This window comes from Streptomyces coffeae, from assembly GCF_016741875.1.
Classification (GTDB): domain Bacteria; phylum Actinomycetota; class Actinomycetes; order Streptomycetales; family Streptomycetaceae; genus Streptomyces; species Streptomyces coffeae.
The window spans coordinates 158724-174065 of sequence record NZ_JAERRF010000008.1 but is presented as its reverse complement, the minus strand read 5'-3'; the positions used below and the strand labels follow the sequence as shown (position 1 = coordinate 174065).

Annotated in this window: 12 protein-coding genes; 4 read left to right on the top strand and 8 right to left on the bottom strand. The window is 73.2% G+C overall.

Annotated features, from left to right (window positions below; all coding sequences use genetic code 11):
- Position 1 precedes the first annotated feature (1 nt).
- From JK363_RS15760 to JK363_RS15750, 3 genes are all read left to right on the top strand, one after another.
- Entirely contained in the window at positions 2-1315 is a 1314-nt protein-coding gene (locus tag JK363_RS15760) for a PP2C family protein-serine/threonine phosphatase (protein WP_201875524.1), read from the top strand.
- A gap of 227 nt (positions 1316-1542) precedes the next feature.
- On the top strand, positions 1543-2901 hold the full coding sequence (locus tag JK363_RS15755) for a vWA domain-containing protein (protein WP_201875523.1): 1359 nt from the start codon (positions 1543-1545) through the stop codon (positions 2899-2901).
- Between the two features lie 63 nt (positions 2902-2964).
- A complete protein-coding gene (locus JK363_RS15750; protein ID WP_201875522.1) occupies positions 2965-4335 on the top strand; it encodes an FHA domain-containing protein in 1371 nt (456 codons plus the stop codon).
- Between the two features lie 31 nt (positions 4336-4366).
- Here JK363_RS15750 and JK363_RS15745 read toward each other — a convergent pair whose 3' ends face one another.
- Positions 4367-5422 carry a methyltransferase domain-containing protein gene (locus tag JK363_RS15745; protein WP_201875521.1) on the bottom strand — a complete coding sequence of 352 codons (1056 nt, stop codon included), beginning with the start codon at positions 5420-5422 and terminating at the stop codon, positions 4367-4369.
- Between the two features lie 80 nt (positions 5423-5502).
- On the opposite strand from JK363_RS15745, the gene JK363_RS15740 reads away from it, so the two are divergent.
- A complete protein-coding gene (locus JK363_RS15740; RefSeq protein WP_201875520.1) occupies positions 5503-5907 on the top strand; it encodes a globin in 405 nt (134 codons plus the stop codon).
- Positions 5908-5993: 86 nt separating this feature from the next.
- On the opposite strand, the gene JK363_RS15735 is transcribed toward JK363_RS15740, so the two are convergent.
- From JK363_RS15735 to JK363_RS15705, 7 genes are all read right to left on the bottom strand, one after another.
- A complete protein-coding gene (locus JK363_RS15735) occupies positions 5994-6776 on the bottom strand; it encodes a DUF8185 domain-containing protein (protein WP_201875519.1) in 783 nt (260 codons plus the stop codon).
- Positions 6773-7228, bottom strand: coding sequence for an acyl-CoA thioesterase (locus tag JK363_RS15730; RefSeq protein ID WP_201875518.1), 456 nt, complete (start codon positions 7226-7228; stop codon positions 6773-6775). The genes JK363_RS15735 and JK363_RS15730 overlap by 4 nt, the downstream gene beginning before the upstream one ends.
- A gap of 4 nt (positions 7229-7232) precedes the next feature.
- A complete protein-coding gene (gene ettA / locus JK363_RS15725; RefSeq protein ID WP_201875517.1) occupies positions 7233-8897 on the bottom strand; it encodes an energy-dependent translational throttle protein EttA in 1665 nt (554 codons plus the stop codon).
- Between the two features lie 256 nt (positions 8898-9153).
- A complete protein-coding gene (locus tag JK363_RS15720) occupies positions 9154-10548 on the bottom strand; it encodes a Cys-Gln thioester bond-forming surface protein (RefSeq protein ID WP_201875516.1) in 1395 nt (464 codons plus the stop codon).
- 208 nt (positions 10549-10756) lie between these two features.
- Positions 10757-11284: a single-stranded DNA-binding protein gene (locus JK363_RS15715; protein WP_201875515.1), complete on the bottom strand. Its 528-nt coding sequence runs from the start codon at positions 11282-11284 to the stop codon at positions 10757-10759.
- Between the two features lie 300 nt (positions 11285-11584).
- A complete protein-coding gene (locus tag JK363_RS15710) occupies positions 11585-13615 on the bottom strand; it encodes a GTPase (RefSeq protein WP_307821738.1) in 2031 nt (676 codons plus the stop codon).
- Between the two features lie 6 nt (positions 13616-13621).
- Positions 13622-15232, bottom strand: coding sequence for a dynamin family protein (locus JK363_RS15705; protein ID WP_201875718.1), 1611 nt, complete (start codon positions 15230-15232; stop codon positions 13622-13624).
- Positions 15233-15342: the final 110 nt, after the last annotated feature.

Below are 15342 nucleotides of genomic sequence, written 5' to 3'. Positions count from 1 at the left end.
GATGTCGCAGACGCCGCAGCTGCCCCAGCTGTCAGCCTGCCCGACCTGTGAAGAGCCGCCGCAGTCGGGAGACCACTACTGCGATAACTGCGGCGCCGACCTGACGGCGGCCGCGCCGCCGGGTACGGCGCCCACGGGCGGTGCGTCCACCGGGGCGCCCTCCGCGGGCGGCGCGTCCTCAGGCGGCGCGTCCGCAGGCAGGGTGCCGGAGCCGGAGGACTATCCGCTGGCCGCCCCGGCCCCGGCTCCCCCGGCGGCCGACCCGCGCGCCGGGGCGGCGCTCGGCGCGCCGGACGTACCTGGCGCCCCGGACGTACCGGGCGCCTCCGGGGCGGCGGAGCGGACGGGCGGCGGCCCCGAAGCGGACCCCGGGCTGAACGGCGGCGCGGGCCGCCCCCGGTGTGTGGCGTGTCAGGAGGGCACCATCGACCAGGACGGCTACTGCGAGCACTGCGGCCACGCCCAGGCACGCGAGCGCGACCACATGGAGCGCGAGTTGGCGGGGGTGGCGGCGGCCAGCGACCGGGGCCTGCGCCACCACCGCAACGAGGACGCGTTCTCGGTGTCGGCCGCCGCGCTGCCCGACGGCTCCCCGGCCGTGGTGGCGGTCGTCTGCGACGGCGTCTCCTCGGCCACCCGCCCCGACGACGCCTCGGCCGCCGCCGCCCAGGCCGCGGACGCCTCGCTGCGCGCCTCGCTCCCCCGCGGCTCCCATCCCCAGCAGGCCATGAACGAGGCGATCGTGGCCGCCGCCGAGGCGGTCAACTCACTGGCGCTGGAGCCCGGTTCCGCCGCGCACGAGGAGCAGCAGCAGCGCCAGCAGAACGCCCCGGCGTGCACCATCGTCAGCGCGGTGGTGACCCCCGGCATCCTCACCGTGGGCTGGATCGGGGACAGCCGCGCCTACTGGGTGCCGGACGACCGTACGACCCCGGCCGCCCGCCTGACCGAGGACGACTCCTGGGCGGCGCAGATGGTGGCCGCCGGGCTGATGTCGGAGGCCGAGGCGTACGCGGACGAGCGGGCGCACGCCATCACCGGCTGGCTGGGTGCGGACGCCTATGAACTGGAGCCGCACACCGCGTCGTTCAAGCCGGACCGCCCGGGAGTGGTGGTGGTGTGCACCGACGGGCTGTGGAACTACGCCGAGTCGGCGGAGGAGATGGCCCTCGCGCTGCCGCCGGACGCCCGGTCCCGGCCGCTGCACAGCGCCCAGGTCCTGGTGGGCCACGCCCTCGACGGCGGGGGCCACGACAACGTAACAGTGGCGGTCGTGCCGTTCCCGGCTCCGCCGGGCAGGGCAGGATCCGCCTGACGGCTCGAGGGGGGTTGCGGGTCCCCGCCGGATGGGACGGACCTCCGCGACGGTTCGCGGAGGTCCCACGGAGCGCCGCGGTCGCTCGGCGAGCACCGTGCCGTGATGGTCTCCTCCGGCGGGGCTGCCGTGCGCTCGCCGCTCCGCTCAGCCCTTTTGTCGATACGACGATGTGTCCATAGATCGCTATGGGGCAGATCGCCATGGAGCGCCAAGGAGCGGACCAGATGGCCACTTTCTCCAAGTCCCAAGCGCCGCGTTTCTCGGTCGAGGTCTACCAGAACGAGTACCTCCCCGAGGGGGGTCGTGAGGTGAACGCGATCGTCACGGTCACCTCGACCGGCGGCGGGACCACCGGAGGGATGCCGATCCCCACCCGGCTCCCGGGCCCGCGGGACGGCGGAGGCTCCGCCCCCGAAGCGGCCGTGGTGATCATGGTCGACTGTTCCGGTTCGATGGACTACCCGCCGACGAAGATGCGCAACGCGCGGGACGCGACGGCCGCCGCGATCGACACGGTGCGCGACGGCGTCGCCTTCGCCGTGGTCGCGGGCACCCACAAGGCGGTGGAGGTCTTTCCGGGTGACGGCCGGCTGGCGACCGCCGATCCGGAGACCCGCGCCCTGGCCAAGGACGCGCTGCGCACGCTGAGCGCGGGCGGCGGCACCGCGATCGGCACCTGGCTGCTGCTGGCCGACCGGCTGCTCGCCTCCGCCGATGTCGCCATCCGGCACGGCATCCTGCTCACCGACGGCCGCAACGAGCACGAGAAGCCGGAGGACCTGCGGGCGGCGCTGGACACCTGCGCGGGCCGCTTCACCTGCGACGCCCGCGGGGTCGGCACCGACTGGGAGGTCAAGGAGGTCACCGGGATCGCCTCCGCCCTGCTCGGCACGGCCGATATCGTCGCCGATCCCTCCGGGCTGTCCGCCGACTTCACGCGGATGATGGAGACGGCGATGGGCAAGGAGGTCGCCGACGTCGGTCTGCGGCTGTGGACCCCGATGGGCGCCGAGGTGGCGTTTGTGAAACAGGTCGCACCGACGGTCGAGGATCTGACCGCCCGGCGCACCGAGGCGGGTGCTCGCGCGGGCGACTATCCGACGGGGTCCTGGGGGGACGAGTCCCGGGACTACCACGTATGCGTCCGGGTGCCCGCGGCCGAGGTCGGCCGGGAGATGCTCGCGGCGCGGATCTCCCTGGTGCTGCCGCAGCCGGACGGCGGCCCCGCGGACCCGCTCGCCCAGGGGCTGGTGCGGGCCGTGTGGACGGATGACATGGTCGCCTCCACCGCGATGAACCACCAGGTCGCGCACTACACAGGTCAGGCCGAACTGGCACAGGTCATCCAACAGGGAATGGATGCCCGCAAGTCGGGCGATATCGAGGGGGCCACCGCCAAGCTGGGGCGGGCGGTGCAGCTGGCCGGCGCGTCGGGGAACGAGGACACCGCGAAACTGCTTGCGAAGGTGGTGGACGTCGTCGACGCGGCGACAGGTACTGTGCGACTGAAAGCGAAGGTCGCGGAAGCGGACGAGATGACACTCGAAACGCGTTCCACCAAGACGGTTCGCGTGAAGAAGTAGCAGAAGAAATCAGCCCATCCCAGCAGGCAACGCCACGTACGGCACAAGAGGGGGATCACCGACATGCCGACCTGCCCTAACGGCCACCCATCGGCGGCCGACGACTGGTGCGAGGTGTGTGGGCACCGAATGTCGGGGACGCCCATGCCCACCGGCGCCGTCCCCCCGCCCCCGCCGCCTCCGATACCGGGCGGCCCGGGCGCCCCGAATGCCCAAGGTGCCCCCGGCGGTTACGGCTTCCCGGGCCCGGCGGGCCCGCCGCCGCCCGGCCCCGGCGCACCGCCGCCGCCCGGTGGACCGGGTGCGCCGCCGCCGCCCGGTGGACCTGGAGCGCCGCCGCCCGGTGGCCCCGGCATGCCGCCGCCTCCGCCCGGCGGTACGGGGGGCGGTTACGGCTACCCCGGCGCGCCCATGCCGCCGCAGCCGGACGCCACATTCCAGGCGGAGCTGTGCCCCCAGTGCCGTACCCCGCGTGAGGCGCAGGCTCCGTTCTGTGAGGAGTGCCGCTTCAACTTCCTGACGCAGGCGCCCACTCCGTACTCACCGCCCTCGTCGGGCGGTTTCGCCCCGCCGCAGCCGCCCCAGCCGCAGCCGCCTCAGCCGGGGCCGCCGCAGCCGTTCCCGCCGCAGGTCCAGCAGCCTCCGCACGGCGGTGACTACCAGGCGTCGCGCCCGTCCCAGATGAACCGCCCGGCGGAGCCGCTGCCCACCGCGGAGCCCGGCCCGCCGTCCGGGCTGCCCTCCGGCCCGGCGTTCGGCAACGACGACGACTGGACGCTGCCGCCGCCGCAGACCGGTGCGGCCGGTCCGGCCGCGCCCGCGCCCCCTCAGCAGCCGCAGCACGGATACGGCTTTCCGCAGCCGGCGCCGGGCGCGGCACCGCCGCCGCCCGCGCCGCCGTACGGCCACGAGGAGTTCCCGGGCGCCGCGCCGCCTCCGCCGTCGCCGCAGGGGCACCCGGGACCGCCCCCGCCGCAGCAGTCGACGCCGCCCGCCCCGTTCGAGTACGGCGGGGCTCCGCCGTCACCCGTCGGCTGGGTCGCGGTCGTCGCGCCGGACCGTGAGTACTTCATGGCGATGATGCACCGCAGCGGTCCGGAGGCGGCCGGGCTGAACCTCCCGGCGTACTCCCCCGAGCAGCAGCTGCCGCTCACCGGCCAGCAGATCACCATCGGCCGCCGCCGCAACAGCACGGGCGAGTCCCCCGACATCGACCTCGGGCGCCCGCCCGAGGACCCGGGTGTCTCGCACCAGCACGCGGTCCTCGTCCAACAGCCCGACGGCACCTGGTCGGTTGTCGACCAGGACTCGACGAACGGCACCACGATCAACGGCGGTGAGGAGCCGATCCAGCCGTACGTCCCGGTTTCCCTCCAGGACGGCGACCGCGTCCATGTGGGCGCCTGGACGACGATCACGATCCGCCGCGGCTAGGCCCTGTCCGGCGGATCTCAATCGGGCCCGGTCAGACGGCCGGGCCCAGCCGCCAGCCGTACGGGCCCTCCGGGTCGTCCAGCCAGGCCCATTGGCGGTCGTCCCGCATCGTCACGCCGTAGCGCTCACGCCCCGGCCGGTCCTCGTGCTCCCAGAGCGCGAGGGCCTCGACCGGCTCCATCCGGCCCGCGACCAGGTGCAGCAGGAAGCGGAAGGAGTCGTCCAGCAGCGGCCGGGACGGAATGCCGTGGGTGGACACCGCGGGCGGCGGACCGATGCCGCGTAGTGGGACGAAATAGGCGGGACCGGACAGGAAACGCCCCTCCGCATGCCGCGCGTCGGCGACCCTCAGCGCGATCAGCCCGGTCGCCAGCGGCGTCAGGATCAGCGCGCCCGGCTCGCACTGGCCGAGCCACACCTGCGGGACGAACGGCACCGCGCAGGTGACGATGATCCGGTCGTAGGGGGCGCGGCCGGGCCAGCCGCGCGCCCCGTCACCGGTGACGACCGCCGGCCGGAATCCGGCCGCGGCCAGCTGGTCGCGGGCGGCATCGGTGATCTCCGGGTCGAGGTCGAGGGTGGTGACCCGGTCGTCGCCGAGCCGGTGGGCGAGCAGCGCGGCGTTGTAGCCGGTGCCCGCACCGATCTCCAGCACACGGTCCCCGTCGCGTACGTCCAGGGCCTGAAGCATCCGCGCCATCACCGACGGCTGGCTGCTGGAGGAGATCAGCTCACCCCCGCGCAGCCGCGTCGCCAGGGGCACATCGGCGTACGCCCCGGCCAGCCAGCGGGCCCGGCGCCACGGATCCGGGTCGTCGCGCCACAGCCGGGTGTAGACAACGCTCCCCGGCGCCGCGGACGCCCCGCCCCGCTCCTCCCCCGCCTCGTAGTAGCAGGGCACGAACACATGGCGCGGTACCGCCTCGAACGCCGCCCGCCAGCGGGGGTCGGTGAGCGCGCCGCCCGCCGTGAGCTGCCGCACCAGCCCGGCCCGCGCCTCCGCCGCCGCGGCGGCGTCGGGGTCGGCCGCCGCGGCGTGCGGGCCGGAGTCCGGCGCACCGCGCGTACGACCGCCCGTGCTGCCCATGACTCCACTGTCCTGCGCCCGCCTCCCGGCCGCGACCCACGCCCCCTTCCCCCAGCCGGGGGGTCTGAGAGCATGGAGGCGTGAAAGACATTCCGCGCGGCACACTTCAGGAGCAGACCTTCTACGAGCAGGTCGGCGGCGAGCAGACCTTCCGTCGTCTGGTGCACCGCTTCTACCAGGGGGTCGCGGAGGACCCGCTGCTCCGGCCGATGTACCCCGAGGACGATCTGGGACCGGCGGAGGAGCGGCTGGTGCTCTTCCTCATGCAGTACTGGGGCGGCCCCCGCACCTACAGCGACAACCGCGGCCATCCGCGGCTGCGGATGCGGCACGCCCCGTTCACGGTGAACCGCGCCGCCCACGACGCCTGGCTGCGCCATATGCGCGACGCGGTGGACGAGCTGGAACTCGCCCCGGAGCTCGAGCGGCAGCTGTGGAACTACCTCACCTACGCCGCCGCGTCCATGGTCAACACCGAGGGCTGAGCGGGCGGACCGCCGGTGCGCCGCCGGGCGGGGCCTGGCGGCGCAGGTCAGGCGGGAGGCTCAGGCAGGGGCCTCAAGCAGGGGACTCAGGCGGGGGTGACGCTCAGACCGGGCAGACCCGAGGTGCGGACCGCCACCGAGCCGTAGGGGGTCCGCAGCCGCAGCCAGCCGCCCGCGGACAGCAGGGCCAGCGGCTCGGCCACGGGGGCGAGCGCGGTGGTACTGCCGCCCGTGGTGCCCGCTCCGCCGACGGGCGCCACCGCCCGGACCGGGCGGAGGAAGCCCAGCGACTGGGCCGCGTGCACGGCGCGCAGCGGCAGTCCGGTGCCGCCCAGCGTGCGCGACCAGATCTCACGGCCGATACGGTCGCGCTCGGCGCGGGTCCGGCGCTCCTCGGGCAGGGCCTCGTCACGCGCCCGGAACTCGGCGACCGCGGCGGCCACCGCCGACCGCGCCTCGTCCGCGCCGGGCAGCCCTTCGACCCGGCGCCAGCCACCGCGCGGTGGCAGCACCCCGGCCCATGGCGGACCGGTGACGGCGGCGGGCACGGCGACCACCAGCGGGCCCTCCCCGGCGGTGGGCCGCGCCGCGAGCGCCGTGTCCAGCGCGTCCGCGAGCTCACCGGCCGAGACCGTGGTGTCCAGGAAGCCCGCGGCACCGCCGTTGGTGAACGTGGCCTCCACCCGCGCCGTACGGATCGCGAGCACCTCGAAGGACGGCGGCCGGCCGAAGACGGCGAGCACTCCGCCGCCCGCCTGGAGCCGCACCGCCGCGGCGCGGTCGTAGTGGATCAGCCGGGCCAGGAAGGCGGCCAGATCGGCCGCCTCCCCGGCGTCGGCGAAGTGGAGCTCAGCGCGGGCAGCGGTCATACCGCGAGGGCCCCTTCCGACCGCTCGCGCCGCCCGGCGCCCTGGCCCGGTTCCAGATACTCCGTGAGGAACGTCTCCTCCTCGCGGCTGACCCGGCGCGGGCGCCCCTGCTCGAGGTCGAAGGGGACGAGGCGGGTGGCGGCCCGTACATAGACCGTGTCCTCGTCCTTGATCTCGTACCGCAGGGTCAGATACGCGGCGCGGATCTCCGTCACCCAGGTCTCGACGGTCACCGGGCTGTGCCGGTGGACGAGGGGCTTCAGATAGTCGATCTCGTGCCGGGAGACCACCACACCGCCGGTGAACGCCTTGCTGCCGTCCCCCGGCGCCAGCCGCCACATGAAGTCGACGCGCGCCTCCTCCAGATAGCGGAGGAAGACCACATTGTTGACATGGCCGAACGCGTCCATGTCGGACCAGCGCAGGGGGCAGGAGTAGAGATGCCGCGCCATGCGCTCAGCCCCGGGTCAGCTTCTTGTAGGTGGCGCGATGCGGACGGGCCGCGTCCGCACCGAGCCGCTCGACCTTGTTCTTCTCGTAGGACTCGAAGTTGCCCTCGAACCAGAACCACTTGGAGTCGCCCTCGTACGCCAGGATGTGCGTCGCGACGCGGTCGAGGAACCAGCGGTCGTGGGAGACGACCACGGCGCAGCCGGGGAACTCCAGCAGCGCGTTCTCCAGCGAGGACAGGGTCTCGACGTCGAGGTCGTTGGTCGGCTCGTCGAGGAGCAGCAGATTGCCGCCCTGCTTGAGGGTGAGCGCGAGGTTGAGGCGGTTGCGCTCACCGCCGGAGAGCACCCCGGCGGGCTTCTGCTGGTCCGGGCCCTTGAAGCCGAAGGCCGAGACATAGGCGCGGGACGGCATCTCGACCTGGCCGACGTTGATGTAGTCCAGCTCGTCGGAGACGACGGCCCACAGCGTCTTCTTGGGGTCGATGTTGGCGCGCGACTGGTCGACGTAGGAGATCTTGACGGTCTCGCCGACCTTGATGGTGCCCGCGTCCGGGGTCTCCAGCCCCTGGAGCATCTTGAACAGGGTCGTCTTGCCCGCGCCGTTGGGGCCGATGACGCCGACGATGCCGTTGCGGGGGAGAGTGAAGGAGAGGTCGTCGATGAGGACCTTCTCACCGAAGGCCTTGGAGAGGTTCGCCACCTCGACGACCACATTGCCCAGACGCGGACCCGGCGGGATCTGGATCTCCTCGAAGTCCAGCTTCCGGGTCTTCTCCGCCTCGGCGGCCATCTCCTCGTAACGGGCCAGTCGGGACTTGGACTTGGCCTGGCGGCCCTTGGCGTTGGAGCGGACCCACTCCAGCTCTTCCTTGAGGCGCTTGGCGCGCTTGGCGTCCTTCTGCCCCTCGACCTTCAGACGGGTCTGCTTGGTCTCCAGGTAGGTGGAGTAGTTGCCCTGGTAGCCGATGGCGCGGCCGCGGTCGAGCTCGAGGATCCACTCGGCCACGTTGTCCAGGAAGTACCGGTCGTGGGTGATGGCGACGACGGTGCCCGCGTACTTGGCGAGGTGCTGCTCCAGCCACTGGACGGACTCGGCGTCCAGGTGGTTGGTGGGCTCGTCGAGCAGCAGCAGGTCGGGGGCCTCCAGCAGCAGCTTGCAGAGCGCGACGCGGCGCTTCTCACCACCGGAGAGGTTGGTGACCGGCCAGTCACCGGGCGGGCAGCCGAGGGCGTCCATGGCCTGCTCGAGCTGGGCGTCCAGGTCCCAGGCGCCCGAGTGGTCCAGGTCCTCCTGGAGCTTGCCCATCTCCTCCAGCAGCTCATCGCTGTAGTCGGTCGCCATCTGCTCGGCGATCTCGTTGAACCGGTCCAGCTTGCGCTTGGTGTCCGCGACACCGTCCTGGACGTTCTCCAGCACCGTCTTGGACTCGTCCAGCGGGGGCTCCTGGAGCAGGATGCCGACGCTGTAACCGGGCGAGAGGAAGGCGTCACCGTTGGACGGCTGCTCCAGACCGGCCATGATCTTCAGCACCGTCGACTTACCGGCGCCGTTGGGGCCCACGACACCGATCTTCGCGCCGGGCAGAAAGCTCAGCGTGACGTCATCGAGGATCACCTTGTCACCGTGCGCCTTGCGCGTCTTGCGCATGGTGTAGATGTACTCAGCCAAGAGAAACCGTCCGGCAGTCTGGTAGGTATCGAGGTGCGGCCCCGCCGCGTGGTCCTTGGGCGGCTCCCACCGCGTGAGGGCAGATACACCCATCTTGCCGTACGCCAAGCCCGAGGCGGAAACCGGTTGTCCGCCGCCTGCGTGCGAAGGGCCGGAGTCCCGGTGGAACTCCGGCCCTTCGCCGTGTCATCACTGTGAGTCGCCGACGATCACACCATCGGGCACGGTGCGCCGCCGACCGAGGGTGACGCGGGGGTCACTCGCCCGTGGATGCCTTCTTCTTGCGGACGAAGAAGATCGCGCCGCCGCCGATCACGACGAACGCCACGGCGATGCCTGCGATCACCGGGGTGTTGCTGCTGCTACCGGTCTCGGCGAGGTCGTCACCGCCGGTGCTGCCGCTGCTGCTGCCACCGGCCGACGCCGGGCTCGGCTTCGAGGGGGTGTCGTCGCTGCCGCCGTTGCTGGAGGTCTTGCAGTCCAGGACGCCGGAAAAGGTCTTCTTGAAGCCGTTCGGACCCTTGATGGTGAAGGTGTAGCTCTGGTCCTCCTTCACCGGGGCGGTGACGGTCTTGGACTGGCCCGCCTCGATCGTGTACTTCTGGCCCAGCAGCTCGAAGGTGAACGCCTGGTCGCCCTTGTTGGTCGCGGTGATGTCCACGCCGCCCTTGGCACAGTTCTTCTCGGCGGAGACCGCCGGGATCGCGCCCTTCTTCGCCCAGTTCGCGGTGGCGGTGGCGGTGACGGTGCTCTCGCTGGAGCCCGCGAGTATCTGCGTCTGGCTCTTGGTGGCGCTGGCGAACGCACGGCCGACCGGAACTTTGGTGGCGGCCTGGGCGGTCAGCGTGGCGGTGCCGTCGGCGGCACCCTTCGGAACGTCGAAGTACACCTCGCCGTTGTTGGCGGCGCTGGTGATCTTCTTACCGCTCTTGTCGACGAGCTTGACGCGGGAAGCGGCGGACTCGGTGCCCGGGGTGAGGGTGACGCTGTCCGCGTTGGTGCGGACCTTGACCGGACCGAGCCGGTCGCCGGCCTTGCCGGAGACGGCGGGCGGGTCCAGGGTCAGCGACGCCTTGGGCTCCTGGAGGTTCTGAGCGCTCTTCTGGAGGTAGTCGGCCAGCTTCTCGGCCGCCGGGTCGACCGCCTCGACATCCGCCTTGTCGGAGAAGCGCCAGATGGCGACCTGCGTGCCCGCGGCGGCCGTCTTCTCGCTGAGCGAGCCGGACTTCGCCTTCTTCGCCAGCTCAGAGAGGTCGTTCACCTGCGGGTAGGAGTTCTGGAGAATCCAATTGATCTTGCCCGCTTCGGGGTTGCTCGCCAGCGAGGTGGCGCTCCAGGACTTCTCTTCGTACTTCGCCTTGTCCTGCGTCGGGTTGTGCAGGTCGATGCAGTACGTCTGGATGGTGCCGCCGTTGTCGACCGCCATCTCGAAGAGACCGGCGCCGACGCGCTGGTCCTTGCCGCCGTCGTGGATGACGGCCTTGTCGAAGGTCTTGAGGCCGCTCAGCGTGGCGGTGGCGCCACCCTGGTTCGGGACCGGGCCATCGGCGGCGGCGGTACCGGCAGCGGCTATCACACCTACCGCGACCAGACCGGACGCCAGCACGGCGGCGCCCAGGCGGGCCGAGCCCCGCCTCTTTACAGCAATCATGGTTTTCCCTTCGGGCGAGCGCCAGTCAGTAGGTGCGCCTCGCCAGCGAACTCAAAACTCAGGAACCCCCGTTGGGCACTCAGGGATCTTAGGGAGAAAGACACCCCTCGACCCCCGCCTGTACCTGGACCCCACCGATCCGAATCGGAATCGTTATCTCCGCCTGAGGACCCGGTATGACCTGGGATTATCGACAAATCGTCGACAATCAGGGGGAAGTTGCCCTGCTCGGTACGCTGAGAAGAGGTTTGGCCTGCGAGACCCGTCGAAAGGCTGATGTACCGCGTGAAAGGTCATGGCCCACGGCGACCGCGTCGATCTCCGCGGTGATCCAGCGAGTGGCCCCTCCGGTGCCACTTCCGCCCGTGCCGTGCATCCCCCCACGCTCCTCTTCTTCCTGACGCGACGGAACCCCCCGCTCCGCCCTTCCTCTTCTCATCTGGTCCTGTGACGGGTCCCGCGCCTGCTCGCGTTCTCTCTCCCGCAGCCGCAAGGTGCCGTGGACAAGGAGCGGTTCGCCCAGCGATACCGAACCCGCCACGTTCGCCGCGAGCGACCGCCAGGTCCAGACCGTGTAGAAGCTGGTATACGCGTCCGCCCACGTCTCACGCCTGCGGTCCCAGCGGCGCACCGTCACCGCCAGCCGGAAGCGGGCCACCGCGACCCCCGCCGCCGTCTCCCGGAAATCCGGCCGTGTCGCGGCATTGCCCACCACGGTCACCCAGCTCTCATTCACCGGTCACGCCTCCCCCGTCGTCTCGCGGACCGTCATCACGCGGCGCCGCCGTACTGCTTGGTCCTCATGCTGCACGCCTTCGCGAGATCCCGCCGGGCCCTGTGCACGACCCCCAGGCTGTGGACAACTCGGTGCCCCGTCCGGGTGCCCCCCGGCGGACTCGCCCCCTTCAGCGTTTCCTCAGGCTCCCGCCGCGCTCGATCAGCTCCGGCACCGCTCCCTCAACTCCCGCACCACCGCGTCAGCTCCGGCACCGCTCCCTCAACTCCGGCATCTCTCCCTCAACTCCCGCACCGCCCATCAGCTCCCGCCCGCCGCGATGACGTACTGCGCCCGCACCTCCCGGTACCGCGCCAGCTCCGCTCCCACCGGCTCCAGCACCCGCGCCCGGCCGCACGCGACCGCCGCCTGACGCCGGCGCGCCTCCGCCATCCGCCCGTACCGCCGCGCGGGACCCCGCGCCACCACCCCGCACGCCCACGCCAGCCCCGCGCTGACCGCCACCGCCCCCGAGAGCAGCATCCCGGGCAGCCACCACTCCCGCCCGCCGAACAGCCCCGACACGATCCCCACCAGCCACACGATCGCCACCACTTGCACCAGCAACAGCGCCACCTGCGCCGACGCCACCATCGACCACCACCCGGGGCGCGCCGGGCGGCGCCCCGAGGTCGCGGCCGCCACCGCCTCGTCGATCGCGTCCGGCAGCCCTCTGCCGCCCCACCCGGCCGCCTCCCGCACCGCCTGGGCCCAGGGGCCGGGCAGTCCCGCCGTCGCCTCGTCCGCCAGCGTCCGTACCGCCTCCTCCACCGCGGGCCGGGCCGTGACCGCCTCCACCGCCGCCGCCTTCGCCCGCGCCCCCGGGATCTCCCTGGCGTCCTCCACCCGCCGCCCCGGCCGCGCGGTGCCCGTCGCCCCCGTGGACCGCCCCAGGGAGCCCTGCGCACCCCGGGCGCCCCGCGCTCCCCACGGCCCGCGCTGGGCGACCCGTCCCCAGGGCGTTCCGCACGCCCACTCCGCGTCCCGCAGCCAGGCGCGCTCGGCCGCCTGCCCGGCCGCCCCCGCGCCCGCGGCCTCGGCGAGCCGGTCCTCGAACTCCGTCCGCGCCCGTTCGCTGAACCCAATCGAACCGCCGTCCGCCACATACTGCGGTCGCAGCCGCGCGGTCGCGCCGTCCACATCGGCGGCGAGCCGCCGCTCCGCGGCCCCGCACTCAGCCGCCAGCCGCCCCAGCATGTCCCTCAGCTCGCCGACGCCCTCCCCGGTCAGCGCGGACAGCGCCAGGACGGCGGCTCCCGGCTCCCCGTGCTCGCCGAGCGCGAGCCCGTCCTCGTCCAGCAGCCGCCGCAGATCGTCCAGCACCTGGTCGGCGGCGTCGCCCGGGAGCCGGTCGACCTGGTTGAGCACCACGAAGGTCACTTCGGCGTATCCGGCCAGCGGCCGCAGATAGCGTTCATGGAGCACCGCGTCCGCGTACTTCTCCGGATCCACCACCCACACCACCGCGTCCACCAGCCCCAGCAGCCGGTCCACCCGCTCCCGGTGCCCCGCGGCGGCCGAGTCGTGGTCGGGCAGATCGAGCAGTACGAGCCCGCGCAGCGCCGGGTCGTACGGATAGGCCGGGCGGCGCCGGTCGGCCATCGGGATGCCGAGCCGGTCCAGCAGGCCGTCGGCGTGGTCGGTCCAGGCGCAGGCCAGCGGCGCGGCGGTGGTCGGGCGGCGGATCCCGGCCTCCGAGAGCTGGGTCCCGGCCAGGGCATTGAACAGAGTGGACTTGCCGCTTCCGGTGGCTCCCGCGAGCGCGACAACGGTGTGGCCGAGCGGATGCCTTCCCCGTGCGTCGGCCTCGTCCAGCACCCGTCCGGCCCCGGCCAGCGTGCGCCCGTCCAGCCGGGTGCGGGACAGCCCGACGAGCTGCCGCAGGGCCTCCAGACGCGGCCGCAGGGCGCCCGTGACAAAGCCGCGCGCGCCGGGCCCGTACGCGCTGTACGAGGGGCTGCCGTACGCTCCCCGCCCGCCTGCCGTACGGGCGTCCCGTGGCGTCCCCGGGCCGAACCCCGTCCCCGGCCCCATGCCCCCCGTCGCACCGCCCGCCGCCCTGCCCGGTCCGCCGCCGTCCCCGGCGCACCCGTCCTCCCCCCACAGGTCCCCAGAACCCGCGGTGTCGTCCCTCCCGTCCCTCAGGTCCGCCGTCTCCGCGCCCGCGCCCCCGCGCGCCGCGCTGCCTTCGGCCCGCCGCTGGGCGCGCCGGGCGATGAGGCCGTCGTCCCAGGTCTGGCACGGCCGGTCGGCCGCGGGGTGGTCCGCTCCGTGGCCCTCAGTGGCGGTCACCTTCGGTCACCTCTCCTTCTGTAGTACGGACAGCGCGGCGATCAGCTGGACCTGGTGGTCCGGCGTCACATCCAGGGTGTCCAGCGGCGCCATCCGCCGGTCGCGCTCCGCCTCCAGGGCGCGGGTGACACAGCCGTCGAGCAGCTGCCCGCCGCGGTCGCCCAGGTTCAGCGCACCGTGGGCGCCCAGGGTCTCCGCCAGCCGCTCGCCCGCCGTACGGGCGCGACGGCCGCCCAGCAGGGACGCCATCAACAGGGCGGCGACCTCGTCGGGGGCGCATCGGCCGCCGCCCTCGGCGACCCGCGTGCGCACCTCCTCCTCGGCCAGTTCCTCGACGCACCGCCGCCAGTGGCGCACGGCCACGCCGATCCGCTCCCCCGCGCCGCGCGCGTCGCACGGCGCGAGCCCGGCCCGCGCCACCGGATCCCGCTTCCCGGTCTGCGCGACCCGCTCGTCGGCGGCGGCCGCCGCGCTGCGCAGCAGGGTCGCCAGGGAGTCGGCAAGGGCGCGGAGCAGCTCCTCGGGGGTGCTGTCGTGCGGCAGTCCATGCCAGTGGGTGAGCGCGCCGCCCGCGAGCGCCGCGCCTCCGGCGATCTCCCGCCGCACCCGCTCGTGCGCCTCCCCGTACGCCCCCTCGACCCGCTGGACCAGCCGGACCGCCGCCGCGTGCTGGGCGGCGGCCGCACCGGCCAGCGCGGGCATCCGGGAACGCAGAGAGGCGAGCACCCCGGCGGCCGTACGAGCGGCCGCCACGCTCCGGGCGTGCGGGTCCTGGGCGTGCTGGGTGAGCCAGGACCGCAGCGCGGCGACGGCGGTGGCGGGCAGCAGTCCGCTGCCCCCGCCCGCGGACTCGGGCAGCTCGGGGATGGTGAAACGTGGCACATCGCCGAGCCCGGCGGCCGTGAGGAGGGCCGCGTACTGCCCCGACACCTCCGCGGCGAGCTGGTGGGGCACCCGATCGAGCACGGTGACGAGGGTGACGTCGTACTCCTTCGCGGTACGCAGCAGATGCCAGGGGACGGCATCGGCGTAGCGGGTGGCGGTGGTGACCAGCACCCAGATGTCGGCGGCGCAGATCAGCTCGGCGGCCAGATCGCGGTTCCGGGCGACGAGGGAGTCGATGTCGGGCGCGTCGAGCAGCGCGAGCCCGCGCGCGAGCTCCGGATCCGTCTCGATCCGCAGCGCCCGCGTGCCCTCCTGGCCCCGGTCCTCGTCGTCGTACGCCCCCTCCGCCCGCTCGCCCTGTGCCGGTACCCACACCCGGGTGAGCTGCGGCAGCACCCGCTGCCCGGCGAACCAGGGGCGGTCGTCCGGGTGGCACACCAGCACCGGCGTACGAGTCGTGGGCCGCAGCACCCCGGCCTCGGTGACCCGGCGGCCGACCAGCGAATTGACGAGCGTGGACTTCCCCGCCCCGGTGGATCCCCCGATCACCGCCAGCAGGGGCGCTTCGGGGGCACGCAACCGGGGCACGAGATAGTCGTCCAGTTGGGCGAGCAGCTCGGCGCGGCTGCGACGCGCGCGGTCGGCACCGGGAAGGGGGAGCGGAAACCGTGCGGCGTCAACGCGATCACGCAGTGCGGTCAACGCGTCGAGCAGCCGGGGCCGTACGTCCAAGATCGCCACGTGGTGAAGAATGCCCGTTTTTGATGTCTTTTTGAAGCGTATGCTCACTCGTGCGCGTCAAAGAGACCCACCCGGATCACCCCAGAAGGGGCATGAGGCGG

Bases quoted from the DNA above. Each gene is read 5' to 3' on its own strand.
- JK363_RS15760 (WP_201875524.1), top strand. From the start codon at position 2: ATGTCGCAGACGCCGCAGCTGCCCCAGCTGTCAGCCTGCCCGACCTGT.
- JK363_RS15755 (WP_201875523.1), top strand. From the start codon at position 1,543: ATGGCCACTTTCTCCAAGTCCCAAGCGCCGCGTTTCTCGGTCGAGGTC.
- JK363_RS15750 (WP_201875522.1), top strand. From the start codon at position 2,965: ATGCCGACCTGCCCTAACGGCCACCCATCGGCGGCCGACGACTGGTGC.
- JK363_RS15745 (WP_201875521.1), bottom strand. From the start codon at position 5,422: ATGGGCAGCACGGGCGGTCGTACGCGCGGTGCGCCGGACTCCGGCCCG.
- JK363_RS15735 (WP_201875519.1), bottom strand. From the start codon at position 6,776: ATGACCGCTGCCCGCGCTGAGCTCCACTTCGCCGACGCCGGGGAGGCG.
- JK363_RS15730 (WP_201875518.1), bottom strand. From the start codon at position 7,228: ATGGCGCGGCATCTCTACTCCTGCCCCCTGCGCTGGTCCGACATGGAC.
- JK363_RS15720 (WP_201875516.1), bottom strand. From the start codon at position 10,548: ATGATTGCTGTAAAGAGGCGGGGCTCGGCCCGCCTGGGCGCCGCCGTG.